Annotated in this window: 13 protein-coding genes and 1 pseudogene; 13 read left to right on the forward strand and 1 reads right to left on the reverse strand. The window is 64.7% G+C overall.

What is annotated here, in order from left to right; translation table 11 throughout:
* Positions 1-15: 15 nt before the first annotated feature.
* The 10 genes and pseudogenes from soxX (at position 16) to IVB12_RS26905 (ending at position 7716) form a co-directional block, all read left to right on the forward strand.
* Positions 16-369, forward strand: coding sequence for a sulfur oxidation c-type cytochrome SoxX (soxX, locus tag IVB12_RS26860; protein WP_247303587.1), 354 nt, complete (start codon positions 16-18; stop codon positions 367-369).
* Positions 370-395: 26 nt separating this feature from the next.
* Positions 396-887, forward strand: a complete 492-nt coding sequence (gene soxY, locus IVB12_RS26865) for a thiosulfate oxidation carrier protein SoxY (RefSeq protein ID WP_247303588.1) — start codon at positions 396-398, stop codon at positions 885-887.
* 13 nt (positions 888-900) lie between these two features.
* Complete coding sequence (gene soxZ / locus IVB12_RS26870; protein WP_247303589.1) at positions 901-1212, forward strand: thiosulfate oxidation carrier complex protein SoxZ; 312 nt, start codon at positions 901-903, stop codon at positions 1210-1212.
* Positions 1212-2075: a sulfur oxidation c-type cytochrome SoxA gene (soxA, locus tag IVB12_RS26875; protein WP_247303590.1), complete on the forward strand. Its 864-nt coding sequence runs from the start codon at positions 1212-1214 to the stop codon at positions 2073-2075. The genes soxZ and soxA overlap by 1 nt, the downstream gene beginning before the upstream one ends.
* A complete protein-coding gene (locus IVB12_RS26880; RefSeq protein WP_247303591.1) occupies positions 2072-2380 on the forward strand; it encodes a hypothetical protein in 309 nt (102 codons plus the stop codon). The genes soxA and IVB12_RS26880 overlap by 4 nt, the downstream gene beginning before the upstream one ends.
* A gap of 155 nt (positions 2381-2535) precedes the next feature.
* Positions 2536-4287: a thiosulfohydrolase SoxB gene (gene soxB, locus IVB12_RS26885; protein ID WP_247303593.1), complete on the forward strand. Its 1752-nt coding sequence runs from the start codon at positions 2536-2538 to the stop codon at positions 4285-4287.
* A pseudogene (locus IVB12_RS26890) lies at positions 4284-4741 on the forward strand (hypothetical protein). The gene soxB and the pseudogene IVB12_RS26890 overlap by 4 nt, the downstream one beginning before the upstream one ends.
* 269 nt (positions 4742-5010) lie before the next feature.
* Complete coding sequence (locus IVB12_RS26895; RefSeq protein ID WP_247303595.1) at positions 5011-6048, forward strand: MBL fold metallo-hydrolase; 1038 nt, start codon at positions 5011-5013, stop codon at positions 6046-6048.
* An 86-nt stretch (positions 6049-6134) separates the two neighbouring features.
* Positions 6135-6323, forward strand: coding sequence for a hypothetical protein (locus IVB12_RS26900; RefSeq protein ID WP_247281912.1), 189 nt, complete (start codon positions 6135-6137; stop codon positions 6321-6323).
* A gap of 184 nt (positions 6324-6507) precedes the next feature.
* Complete coding sequence (locus IVB12_RS26905) at positions 6508-7716, forward strand: MFS transporter (RefSeq protein WP_247303596.1); 1209 nt, start codon at positions 6508-6510, stop codon at positions 7714-7716.
* A 112-nt stretch (positions 7717-7828) separates the two neighbouring features.
* On the opposite strand, the gene IVB12_RS26910 is transcribed toward IVB12_RS26905, so the two are convergent.
* On the reverse strand, positions 7829-9154 hold the full coding sequence (locus IVB12_RS26910; protein ID WP_247303598.1) for an MFS transporter: 1326 nt from the start codon (positions 9152-9154) through the stop codon (positions 7829-7831).
* Between the two features lie 149 nt (positions 9155-9303).
* Between IVB12_RS26910 and IVB12_RS26915 the strand changes: the two genes are divergently transcribed.
* From IVB12_RS26915 to IVB12_RS26925, 3 genes are read left to right on the forward strand one after another with little or no spacing between them, the layout of a single operon-like run.
* Complete coding sequence (locus IVB12_RS26915) at positions 9304-9957, forward strand: ABC transporter ATP-binding protein (protein WP_247303600.1); 654 nt, start codon at positions 9304-9306, stop codon at positions 9955-9957.
* Positions 9954-12416 carry an FtsX-like permease family protein gene (locus IVB12_RS26920; protein WP_247303602.1) on the forward strand — a complete coding sequence of 821 codons (2463 nt, stop codon included), beginning with the start codon at positions 9954-9956 and terminating at the stop codon, positions 12414-12416. Before IVB12_RS26915 ends, IVB12_RS26920 begins: the two co-directional genes overlap by 4 nt.
* Positions 12406-13488, forward strand: a complete 1083-nt coding sequence (locus IVB12_RS26925) for a lipocalin-like domain-containing protein (protein WP_247303604.1) — start codon at positions 12406-12408, stop codon at positions 13486-13488. The genes IVB12_RS26920 and IVB12_RS26925 overlap by 11 nt, the downstream gene beginning before the upstream one ends.
* Positions 13489-13495 lie beyond the last annotated feature (7 nt).

Raw genomic sequence — 13495 nt, forward strand, 5'->3', positions numbered from 1 at the left:
CCTCGGAATGACGCCTTGCCTGCTTTGTCCCGGACGCCCATCCTGTTCCTCCTGCTGGCCGTCGCTGCCGGCCTCGCCAGCCCGGCGCAGGCCCAATCCGCGGCAAACGAGGGCCGGAAGCTCGCCATCGACCGCAGCAAGGGCAATTGCCTGACCTGCCACGTCATCCAGGGGGGCGACCTGCCGGGGACGATCGGGCCGGAACTGAAGGACATCAAGGCCAGATACCCCGACCGCAACGAGCTGGCCGCGATCATCTTCGACGAGACCAAACGCAATCCGCAGACCATGATGCCGCCGTTCGGCCGGAACCGGATTTTGACCGAACAGGAGATCAACGCGATCGTTGACTTCCTGCAAACGCTGTAAACGGCCGGCACGCCAGGAGACCTCCGATGACCACGACCACGGGCCCACATCCGACGCGGCGCCTGATCCTTCTGGGCGCTGCCTCTGTCGCGCTGATCGGGCTCGGCAACCTGCCGTTCGCGGCCAGCCCAGCGAGCGCCGCGGCGAACGATAAATATCCGGAAGAGGCCTTCAAGCAGAAGAGCGAGGCCGACGCGCTCAAGGCGCTCTATGGCAGGACCGCCGAGCCCTCCGACAAGGTCAAGCTGGATGCGCCGGAGATCGCCGAGAACGGCGGCGTGGTGCCGGTCTCAGTGACGACGACGCTCGACAAGGTGACCTCGATCTCGTTCTTCGTGGCCGAGAACCCGTACGCGCTCGCCGCGTCCTACAAGATCGCCGACGGCACGATTCCGGGCGTTGCCAACCGGCTGAAGATGGCCAAGACCACCAAATTGGTCGCCATCGTCGAGGCTGACGGCAAGCTCTACAGCGCGACCAAGGAAGTGAAGGTCACCGTCGGCGGCTGCGGCGGCTAGGAGGATCGGTCCGATGGCATCAAGCATTCGCGTGCGCGCAACATCCAATGGCGACATCACCGAGGTGCAGGCGCTGATCCAACATCCCATGGACACCGGCCTGGTCAAGGATTCCAAGGGCGAGCTGATCCCGGCCCACTTCATCCAGGAGCTGAAGTTCGAATGTAACGGCAAGGACGTCTTTGTCGCCAATTGGGGCACGGCGGTCTCCAAGGACCCCTACGTCAAATTCAGCTTCAAGGGCGCCAAGAAGGGCGACGAGCTCAAGATCTCCTGGACCGACAACAAGGGTGCGTCGGATACGACCACCGCGAAGATCGCGTGATGAAGACCCGCTTCTCCCTCCTGCTTGGCTCGGTGAGCGCCGCGCTCGTTGCGTGCGCCCTCACCTCGCCGCGAGCCGTCGCGGCTGATAAGGTCGATCCCGTTGCTGATGCGAAGGCGTTCCAGAATTTCTTCTTCCAGAAATTTCCGAACGTGAAGCGCGAGGATTTCGTCAACGGTCCTTATTCCATGAACGAGGACATGAAGCGGCAGTGGCAGGAGAAGGAAGAATTCCCGCCTTACGAGTTCGCGCTCGACGCCGGCAAGGAAATGTTTTCGACCCCGTTTAAGAACGGCAAGACTTACGCCGATTGCTTCCCGAACGGCGGCATCGGCATCCGCCAGAACTATCCCTATTTCGACAGCAAGGAAGGCAAGGTCATCACGCTGGAGCTCGCGCTGAACCGCTGCCGCGAGGCCAATGGCGAGGCGCCCTATTCCTACGTCAAGGACGAGATGGCCTCGCTCACCGCCTACATGGCCTACACCTCGCGCGGCAAGCCGATGGACATCAAGATTCCCGATGATCCCCGTGCGCTCGAAGCGTTCGAGAACGGCAAGCGGTATTTCTACACCCGCCGCGGCCAGATGAACTTCTCCTGCGCGAGCTGCCACGTGCAGAGCCCGGGCGAGCGCATCCGCGCCGAGACTCTGGCGCCGGCGCTCGGCATTTTGAATGCGATGCCGATCTACCGCTCCGAATGGAGCGGCATGGGCACGACCAGCCGCCGCTTCGTCACCTGCAACAGCCAGACCCGGGCGGTTCCGCTGGAGCCGCAATCGGACGAATATCGCGACGTCGAATATTTCCTCTCCTACGTCGCCAACGGCCTGCCGATCTCGGGACCGGGAGCGCGGCCATGAAGCGGGCATGTCTCCTGGCCACACTGGTTGCATTGACCATCGCGCTACCGTCGGCACGCGCGGCAACGGAAGCGGAGTACAAGGCGGCCTATGCCGCCGCCGAAGCCGCAGCCAAGGAGGCGGCCAGCCTGCGCCACCAATGGACCACGACCGTCGCGACGCTGGCGGCGGCGAAGAAGGCGGCCGATGGCGGCGATTTCGACCGCGCATTTGCCGCAGCGAAAGAGGCCGAGGCGCTGGCGAAGGCGTCGATCTTCCAGGCTAATTCCGAAAAAGAGGCCTGGAAGGCGATGGAAATCCGCTAGACTGGGCCTGGCGCGCGAGAACATCGTGCTCCAGATCATTCTTTGAGCATGATCTTGTCGGAAAGCCGCACCACACCTTGCGCTGACGCGGCCCCTTCGGATCCGGATCATGCTTGTGGAACAGTCGACAGCGTTGAGGGCGCGGAGAAGTTAAGATGGCCATCCGCCGCCGCGATTTCCTGAAGAGCGCGGGCCTAGCCGCCGCATCGCTCGGACTGCCGCGGCTCGCGCGCGGTGCCGACACCGCGAGCATCTATGACATCGAGCGTTTCGGCAATGCGCGCATCCTGCACATCACCGACACGCATGCGCAGCTCAATCCGGTCTATTTCCGCGAGCCCAGCGTCAATATCGGCATCGGCGAGATGGCGGGACGACCGCCGCACCTGGTTGGCCGCGCCTTCCTGGAGCGGTTCGGCATCCGGTCCGACAGCGCGGATGCCTATGCCTTCACCTGCCTCGAATTCGAGAAATCTGCGGGCCGTTTCGGCAAGCTCGGCGGCTTTGCCCATCTGAAGACGCTGATCGACCGCTTGCGCGGCGACGTCGGCGAAAAGCATTCGCTGCTCGTCGATGGCGGCGACCTCTGGCAGGGCACCGGGCTTGCCAATGTCATGCAGGGCCGCGACATGGTCGAGGTCGCCAACCTGCTCGGCATCGAGGCGATGACCGGGCATTGGGAATTCACCTATGGCGAGCAGGTGCTGCGCGACAATCTCGAGCGCTTCAAGGGCGAGTTTCTGGCGCAGAACGTCTTCCTGACCGAAGAGGCCGCCTTCAACGATGCTCCCGCCTTCGACAAAGCCAGCGGGCGCGTGTTCAAACCGTCTGTCATCAAGGAGCTTGGCGGCCATCGTGTCGCAATCGTCGGCCAGGCGTTCCCTTACGTGCCGATCGCGCATCCCAAGCGGTTCACGCCGGACTGGACCTTTGGCATCCGCGAAGAGGAGTTGCAGAAGCATGTCGATGCTCTGCGCGCCACCGACAAGGTCGATGCCGTCATCCTGCTGTCGCACAACGGCATGGACGTGGACCTGAAACTCGCGAGCCGCGTCACCGGCATCGACGTTATCCTCGGCGGCCATACCCACGACGCCGTGCCGCAGCCGATTGCCGTGAAGAACGCTGGAGGCACCACGCTCGTCACCAATGCCGGCTCCAACGGAAAATTCCTGGCCGTGCTCGATCTCGCAATCGGCAAGGGCAAGGTCAGCGACATTCGTTATCATCTGCTGCCGGTTTTTTCCGAGCTGCTGAAGCCGGATGCGGGGATGGCCGAGCTGATCGGCCGGCTGCGCGCGCCGCATGTGAGCGACTGGTCGGAGAAGATCACAACGCCCGATCGCCTGCTCTACCGCCGGGGCAATTTTTCCGGTCCCGTCGACGAGTTGATCTGCACGGCGCTGCGCAGCGAGCTCGATGCCGAGATCGCGCTGTCGCCGGGCTTCCGCTGGGGCGTCACCGCGCTGTCGGGCCAGGCGCTGACGATGGAGGATGTGCTCGCGGAAACCGCGATCACCTATCCCGAGACCTATGTGCAGGAGATGACCGGCGCACAGATCAAGGACGTGCTGGAGGACATCTGCGACAACCTCTTCAACGCAGATCCCTATTACCAGCAGGGTGGCGACATGGTGCGCGCCGGCGGGTTCAGCTACACCTGCACGCCGGACGCCGCGATCGGCAGCCGCATCTCCGAGCTGAAGCTCAATGGCGGCAAGGCGCTCGGCGCCAGCCACCGCTACAAGGTCGCAGGCTGGGCCTCCGTCAACCGCCAGCAAGGCGCGCCGGTGTGGGACGTCGTTGGCAAATATCTGCGCTCGGGACGAATGTTTCAGGAGCGGCTCGGCTCCGGCGTCACCCTGAAAGGGGTCGAGGGCAATCCAGGCATTGCAGGACAAGGATGATGCGGTCGCAAATCTCATCCGCGATGCTGCTGGCATTGCTCGTCTGGGCAGCGATCCCGCCGGCTTTGCGCAGCAGGTGCCGCTGCAGGACAAGCCGTTCGCCGAGCACAAGGTCGTACTTCAGCTCTCCGACGGCGATGCGAAGAAACAGGCACTGGTGCTCAGCGTCGCCAACAACCTGCTGAAGGCTTACGACCCCGACAAGATCGCGGTCGAAGTGGTGGCGTTCGGTCCCGGTATCGATCTATTGCTGTCCGGCAGCGAGCGTCGCAAGCAGGTCGAGAGCCTGATCGCACAGGGCGTGCGCTTCGACATCTGCCTCAATACGGTGGACACGATCGAGCGCGAGACAGGCAAGCGGCCGGAGTTCATTCCCGCGGCAACGCCGGTGCAGGTGGGCGTCGGGCAGATCCTGTTCCTGGCGGAGAACGGCTACACGGTGGTGCGGCCGTAGGAGCTGTCCGAGCTTGTCGCACGTCCGCGCAACACAATCGGTGTCATTCCCCGCGAAGGGGGGAATCTAGTGCGCCGCGGCCCCTCCATCCCGTTCAGCGCCTCTGGAATACTGGATCGCCCGCCTGCGCGGGCGATGACAGGGGTGGGTGGGGACGGCCACCCGCGCAATAAAGATCTTCTAAAGTTCATTCTCTACACAGTGATTTGCTTCTCTCTAGGGCCCGCCCCTAGTAGAATCCTCGAAATCACCACACGCCGGGTCCTGCCATGATCTTCCGCCAGCTCTTCGACAGTGTTTCGGGCACCTACAGCTATCTGCTTGCGAGCCGCCCAGGCGGCGAGGCGCTGATCCTCGATCCCGTGTTGGAGAAGGTCGACCGCTACTGCCAGTTGCTGCGCGAGCTCGACCTCAAGCTGGTCAAGGCGATCGACACCCATCTGCATGCCGATCACGTCACCGGTCTCGGCGAGTTGCGCGACCGCACCCATTGCATGACCGTGATGGGCGATCAGACCAAGGCCGACGTGGTGGCGATGCGGGTCGCCGACGGCGATAAAGTGACGATCGAGGGCCTGTCGCTCGACGTGATGTACACGCCGGGCCACACCGACGATTCCTATTCGTATCTGATGGGTGACCGTATCTTCACCGGCGATACGCTTCTGATCCGCGGCACCGGCCGCACCGATTTCCAGAACGGCTCATCGCGCGCGCAATACGATTCGATTTTCAACCGCCTGCTCAAGCTGCCGGACGAGACGATGGTGTTTCCGGCGCATGACTACAAGGGCGATACCGTCTCCACCATCGGCGAGGAGAAGCGCTACAATCCGCGGCTCCAGGTCCGCTCGGTCGACGAATATATCGAGCTGATGGCCAATCTGAAGCTGCCCAATCCGAAGATGATGGATGTTGCGGTCCCCGCCAACATGCATGTCGGCCTGCATCAGGAGGAGCTCGAGAAAGAGGGCCGCGCGCTCAGTGCCGCCGAGGCGATCCGCATTCTCGGCCGGCCCGACATCCTGCTGGTTGACCTGCGCGAGAGCAACGAGCGGATGAAGCACGGCATGCTCGAAGGAGCACTGCACACGCCCTATCAATCCGTGGAGGAGAGCCTGAAGCCCGGCGGCATGCTGCGCGAGGTCGCAGCCGCGACCGGCCGCCGCGTCGTGTTCTTCTGCGCCTTCGGCGAACGCTCGGCGATGGCGGTGGCCGCCGCCAAGGAGGCGGGGCTCTCCAACAGCGCGCACATCGCCGGCGGCCTGGATGCCTGGAAGAAGGCAGGCGGGCCGGTGGTGCACTGAACGGCCGAGTGCCGTGCTTGAGATAGATCAGGAAGTTCCCATATGTCGGGCTAGGACGGATGCAGCATCACCATCCGGGAGCCGCCATGGCCAAGATCGGCAAGCCGAGCGAGCCGCCCAAGATCGCGGACAACAAGATCGCGGACGATAAGCAAGCGCAAGACAAGGCGAAAAAGCCCAAGCCTCCGCGCGAGATCGACCATGACGATTACGAAGACGGCGACATCGCGACCCCGAAGCGCGACCGCTACGGCCCGGACGACGAGCCGTTGTGAGGACGGTGCTCGCGGGTTGAGCGCACGCTGGCGCAACATCCTCCAAAGTCGTCCCGGCGAAGTGCAGGCTAGCGACACACCTCGTGCCGCCGCCCGCGCTACCTGCCATGCGCCCGCGTTCATGGACAAATAACCGCTCTGCCCGATAGTTTGCGCCTCCTTTAGCACGCAAGACGGAACTACAATGGTCGACGTTCTCGCCGCACCGCAGCAAAGCAAGGCGGACAGCGCGCTGCGCACGCTGACGGGGATTTCGATCGCGCATTGGGTGAGCCATTTCCATCTGCTCGTGCTTCCGATGCTGTTCCCGTTCCTCAAGAGCCAGCTCGGCGTCGGCTATATCGAGCTCGGCTTCGCACTCACCGTGTTTGCGGTGGTGTCGGGATTGACGCAGGCGCCGACCGGCTATCTCGTCGACCATTTTGGCGCGCGACGAATTCTGCTGGCCGGGCTCGCGCTCGGCGGCTTCGCGCTGATCCTGCTCGGCTTGCACCTCAGCTACGCCTCGCTAATCGCCTGCGCCGTGCTGCTGGGCCTCGCCAACAGCGTCTACCATCCCGCCGATTACGCGATCCTGGCCGCGCACATGGACGAGGCGCGGATGGGCCGCGCCTTCTCGATTCACACTTTTGCCGGCTTTCTCGGCGGCGCCCTCGCTCCTGCCATCGTCGCTGCGCTCGTCACATTGTCCGGTGGCACTGGAGCGCTGATCGCCTCCGGCGCGATCGGTGTCGCGGTGGCGCTGCTGCTGATCGCCATGAACATTCCCGACGCCGGTGCGCACAAGACCAAACCCGGCAGCGCGAACGCGCCAAAACAGGCCGTCATCACGCCGGCGCTGATCACGCTGACCGCGCTGTTCATGCTGCTGAGCCTCTCGGTTGCCGGCATCAACAATTTCGGCGTGGTGGCACTGATGAGCGGCTACGGCGCCACCTACTCCGCCGCCAACATCGCGCTGACGGCATTCCTTGGCGCCAGCGCCATCGGCGTGCTCGCAGGCGGCTTGCTCGCCGACCGGACCGAGCGCCACGGCCAGGTCGCCGCAGCCTGCTTTGCCGCGAATGCGGCGATCGTGCTGCTGATCGCACTCGCCACACTGCCGGGCTGGGCTCTCACCGCCGCGATGACGGCCGCAGGCTTCCTCAGCGGCGTGATCGCACCCTCGCGCGACATGCTGGTGCGCAACGCGGCTCCTCCCGGCGCTGCGGGGCGTGCCTTCGGCATCGTCTCCACCGGATTCAATCTCGGCGGCATCGTCAGCCCGCTGCTGTTCGGCTGGATCATGGACCAGAGCGCGCCGCATTGGGTGTTCGGCGCCTCCGTGATCTTCATGGCGGCGACGGTGGTGCTGTCACCGTTCACGGAGCGGAAGCGGCGACCACAAAGTTAATCGTCCGTTCCCGCGCCAAGCATCGCCCCGCGGTTATGACCCCGGGTCGGCGCGCCCTTGGGGGGCGCTTGTCCGGAACGACGGTTGTTGCTTGGGGCGTGCGCCGCCACCCCTACGTCGGCGACACCGCACTCTTCAGCGCGCCCGCCTGCGGGGCGGCACCGCCCGTCAACCTGGCGCGTTCGGTGTTCGGCCAGAGCAGCAGCAAGCCGAGCAGGCCGGAGCCGACCATGATCGCCGCATTGATGGTGAAGCCGGTCATGTAGCCGTCGAGCATGCTGCCGGCGCGCTGGATCACGGTGCCCATCACGGCGGGTGCGATGATGCCCGAAAGCGTATAAAGCGCGCCGTAGATCGCGAGGATGGCGCCGCGCTGCGATGTCGGCGTGAACTCGCCGAGCATGGGCGGGCACACGACATAGATCGCGCCGCACAGGCCCGTTCCGACCACCAGCAAAGCCAGCTGAAGGCCGGCGCCCTGGACATGCGGCATCGTCGCCAGAATCAGGCCGCCGACGACCAGCGGCACCGAGCCGAGCACGCCGCGGGCGATGCGCGTGGTCGAGCCGCGCGCCATCATCATTTGCGAGATCCAGCCCGTCAGGATCACGACGGTGGCGCCGAAGATCCAGGGCAGAGTGGAAATCCAGCCGGCCTGGCTCTGCGAGAAACCGAGGCCCTTGATGATGAACGGCGTGAACCAAGTCAGCCCGAGCGACAGCGCCCAATAGGCGCCGAAGGTCGCGGCGACGCAGCCGAGAAAGGTGCGCGAGGTAAGAAGCTGAATATAGGGAATCTTCGTCTCGGTTGCGGCGAGGGCCTGCGCATCCTCCAACGGCCCCTCCTTGCCGAGCGCGAGCCAGGCACAGACCCAGATCAGGCCGACGACGCCGAGCGCGCCGAAGGCATAGTGCCAGGAATGGTTGACGATGATCCAGTTCAAGGCCGGCACCGCGATGATCACGCCAAAGGCCGAGCCTTGCGACAGGATCGCGGTCGGCAGCGTGCGCTTCTCGTCAGGGAACCATTTGTAGATGGCGTGCGCTGCGACCGAGAAGGCCGGGCCTTCGCCGGCGCCCAGCACGATGCGGCAGATCAGGAGCGTGGTGAAGGAGACGGTGCCGACCATCGGAAACTGCGCCAGTGCCCAAACCACTGCGAGCGCCAGCAGCACCCAGCGCGTCGGCACCTTGTTGACGATGAAGCCGACCACGATGGCCGAGATCGAGAACAGGAAGAAGAACGACGAGCCGAGCAGGCCGAATTGCTCCGGCGTGAGCTTGAGGTCCGCCATGATCGGCACGCCGGCAAGACCGACGACGATCTTGTCGGCGAAGTTCACCAGCATGAACAGAAACAGGAGAAAGGTGATGGTCCAGGCGCCCTTCGGCGTCGCTGTCGGCTTGCTCGCCGCGGACGGCGTTCCCTGAGCGCTCATGCTTCTATTTTCCCCATGTATCTTTTTGGCACTTTTTTGATTTGACCTTCTTGGAGCTAACAACGGCGTGGATGCCAACGCAACCCCGGCATTTCCGCAGCAAGTGTGCTAGGCAGCAATTCCGCTAATTCCGTCCGGCGCCATTAATCGTGCTGAACATCAAAAATCTCTCGAAGACCTTCTTCTCAGCCGGCGAGCCGGTCCACGTGCTGCGCGGCGTCGATCTCGACCTCGCGGCCGGCGAGCGGGTCGCGCTGACGGGCGAATCCGGCAGCGGCAAGAGCACGCTGCTGCACCTGATCGCCGGGCTCGATGCGGCTGATAGCGGCTCGATCCGGCTGGCGGATATCGAGGTCACCAAGCTGTCGGATGCGGGACGCGCCAGCTTGCGACGCGACCGGGTCGGCTTGGTTTTTCAGCAGTTCAATCTGATCCCGAGCCTGTCGGTCGCGGACAACCTCGCCTTCCAGGCCCGGATCGCCGGCCGGCATGATGCGGCCTGGACCAAAGAGCTGATCGAACGGCTCGGACTCCGCACTCTCCTCAAGCGTTATCCCGAGCAATTGTCGGGCGGACAGCAGCAGCGGGTCGCCATCGGCCGGGCGCTGGCGACGAAGCCCTCGCTGCTGCTGGCGGATGAGCCGACCGGCAATCTGGACGAAGCCACCGCCGAGGACGTGCTGGCGCTGACGCGCGATCTCGTGGCGCGCACCGGCTGCGGCTTCCTGATGGCGACGCACAGCCTGCATCTGGCAGCGACGCTCGACCGCCACCTTACCTTGCACGGCGGGCGCATCGCATGAGGCGCGCGCTGTGGATCCTCGCCGTGCTGCTCAGCCATTGGCGGCGTCACCAGATGCAGTTCGCAACGCTGCTGATCGGGCTGATCGCGGCGACCGCGCTGTGGAGTGGCGTGCAGGCGATCAACCAGCAGGCCCGCAGCGCCTATGACCGCGCCGCGGCGACATTCGGCGGCGCACGTACGGCGATGCTGGTCGCGCTGGATTCCGCGACCTTTTCCCAGGAGCTGTTCATAAAATTGCGCCGCGCCGGCTGGCCGGTCTCCCCGGTACTGGAGGGACGCGTCCAGATCAATGGACGCTCGGTGCGGCTGCTCGGCATCGAGCCGGTGACGCTGCCGACCGACGTCGGCAATGCGCCGCGCCTTGGCGCCTCGGATCTCAGCAGTTTCGTCGCGCCGCCGGGCCAGACGCTGGTGGCGCGGGAGACGCTGAGTGACTTGCAAGAGCAGGAGGGTGCGGTGCCGGCGATCAGCAGCGGCGCAAAACTGCCGCCGCTGCGCGTGCTGCCGCAGCTCGTGCCCGGCGTGCTGGTGGTCGATATCGGCGTGGCGCAGCGGCTCCTCAACAAGCCGGACCAGGTGTCGCGGTTGCTGATCGGCAAGGCGAAGGGCAAGCCCGCGCCGCTTCAAAGCGTCGTCGGCGATCAGCTGCAGCGGATCGAGCCGGATGCCGAGACGGAGCTGGAACGTCTCACCGACAGTTTTCATCTCAATCTCACCGCCTTCGGGCTGTTGTCATTCTTCGTCGGGCTCTTCATCGTCAATTCAGCCGTTGGCCTCGCCTTCGAGCAACGTCTGCCGATGCTGCGGACGTTGCGCGCCTGCGGCGCGTCGGCGCGGCTGGTCAACACGATGCTGGTGCTGGAGCTGGTGGTGCTGGCGCTGATCGCCGGGCTGATCGGGCTCGTCTGCGGTTATTTCATCGCGGCAGCGCTGTTGCCCGACGTCGCGGCCTCGCTGCGCGGGCTCTATGGCGCACAGATCCCCGGGCAGCTCACGCTGCGTTCCGAATGGTGGCTAGCCGGTATCGGCATCAGCGTTGTCGGCGCGCTGGTCGCGGCCGCAACCAGCCTGATCAAGGCGATCAGGATGCCGGTGCTGGCAACCGCGCAACCACGCGCCTGGCAGCAGGCGCAGCGCCGCTGGCTGATCCTGCAAAGTGCAGGCGCCTGCGCCGTATTCATGGTCGCGCTGCTGCTGCTTCACTATGGGCAATCGCTGGTCGCAGGCTTCGGCGTGCTGGCCGCGCTGATGTTCGGTGCGGCCCTGATCCTTCCGGCATTTCTCGAACTCATCCTGCTCGTTGGCCAGCGTTGGGCGAAAGGGCCGCTGGCGCTGTGGTTCTGGGCCGACAGCCGGCAGCAACTCTCCGGATTGTCGCTGGCGCTGATGGCGCTGCTGCTTGCACTCGCCGTCAATGTCGGGGTGTCCACGATGGTGGAGACCTTCAGCCGCACCTTCATCGGCTGGCTCAATGGACGGCTGGCGGCCGACGTCTACATCAGCGCGTCCGACAACACGCAAGGTGTTGCGATCCGGAACTGGCTGCGCGAGCGCAGCGATGTCCAGGCGATCCTCTCGGGCGCACGCGCGGAGGCGCAAGTTCAGGGCCAGCCGGTGGAATTGCTCGGCCTTCCCGACCACGCGCTCTATCGCGAACGTTGGCCGCTGCTGGAAGCCGCGCCGCGCGCCTGGACCCGGCTCGTGCCCGGCAATGCTGCCTTCATCAGCGAGCAGTTGAGCCGCCGGCTGAACATCCGCGTCGGCGACGTCGTCGAGGTGCCGGCGCCGGGCGGGACCTGGGAGCTCGACATTGTCGGCATCTATGCTGATTACGGCAATCCCAAGGGGCAGCTCGCGGTCAATGTCGCGGCGCTGATCCGGCAATTTCCACAGACGCCGCAGACGCGGATCGGCCTGATCGTCAACAAGAACGATATCCCCGGCCTGATCTCAGCGTTGCAGAAGCAATTTGCGCTCGACGATCGCAGCGTCGCCGACCAGGCGACGGTGAAAGCAGAATCGATCCGCATCTTCAACCGCACCTTTGCGGTCACGTCCGCGCTGAATGCCTTTACGCTTGGCGTCGCCGGCATCGCGCTGCTCACAAGCCTGCTGACGTTGGCCAACTCACGCCTGCCGCAGCTTGCGCCGCTGTGGGCGATGGGCCTCACCCGGCCGCGCCTTGCCGCGATCGAGCTGGCCAAGACGCTATCGGTGGCGCTGTTCACATCGCTCTTGGCCGTGCCGCTCGGCCTCTTGGTGGCGTGGTGCCTGATCGCGATCGTCAATGTGAAGGCATTCGGCTGGCGGCTGCCGTTCCATGTGTTTCCGCTGCAATTGGTCGAGTTGGTCGCGGTCGCGCTGCTCGCCTCGCTGCTTGCCGCATTGCTGCCGATGCTACGGCTGGCGCGCATGCAGCCGGCAAATCTCGTCAAGGTGTTCGCCAATGAGCGCTGAGAAAATCTCACGACGCGCGGTCGTCGGCAGCTTTGCTGCGCTGGCACTCACACCTCGCGCAGGGGCGCAGGGCTATGCCGGACTCGGCGAAACCGCGGACGGCTTTGCCAAAGTAACGGCGGGCAAGGTCTTCACCTTTCCGGGCGATCACGGGCCGCATCCGGAGTTTCGTATCGAGTGGTGGTATCTCACGGCCAACCTCGTCGATGCCAATGGCGCTGCTTGCGGCCTACAATGGACCCTGTTCCGCCAGGCGGCGCAGCCAGGCCCGCAACGCGAGGGCTGGGCCAATCAGCAGATATGGATGGGACATGCGGCGGTGACGCGCGCCGACACCCACCGCTTTAGCGAGACGTTTTCACGCGGCGGTGTGGGGCAGGCCGGCGTCACGGCCAAGCCGTTCGATGCCTGGATCGACGATTGGGAAATGAAGGGTCTTGAGCGCACCGACGATCGCACGCTGGCGCCGCTGACGCTCAAAGCCTCGGCGACCGATTTCAGCTATACACTGACGCTGGAGGCCGATCGTCCGATGGTATTGCAGGGCGACCGCGGCTACAGCCGCAAGTCGGAGCGCGGGCAGGCATCTTACTATTACAGCCAGCCGTTCTATCGCGCACGCGGCAGCATCACGATCGACGATAAGCCGGCCGAGGTGATGGGCCAGGCCTGGATGGACCGCGAATGGAGCAGCCAGCCGCTGGATGCCGATCAGACCGGTTGGGACTGGCTGTCGCTGCATCTCGGATCCGGCGACAAGCTGATGCTATACCGGCTGCGGCAGAAGGACGGCCAAAACTATCCGTTCGGCAACTGGATCAGCGCCGCCGGCGAGACGCGGATGATTGCAGGTCGCGACATCCAGATGATGCCGAAGGCGACCGCGGATGTTGCGGGACGCAAGCTGCCGGTGGAGTGGCAGATCGCAATCCCCTCGCAATCGTTCTCGATCCTGTGCAAGCCGCTCAATCCAGGGGCCTGGATGGGGACCGGCTTCTCCTACTGGGAAGGGCCGATCAGCTTTGCCGGCACGCATGATGGCGTTGGCTATCTCGAGCTGACGGGCTATTGAAGCGCGA

It is taken from the genome of Bradyrhizobium sp. 179, assembly GCF_023073535.1.
Classification (GTDB): domain Bacteria; phylum Pseudomonadota; class Alphaproteobacteria; order Rhizobiales; family Xanthobacteraceae; genus Bradyrhizobium.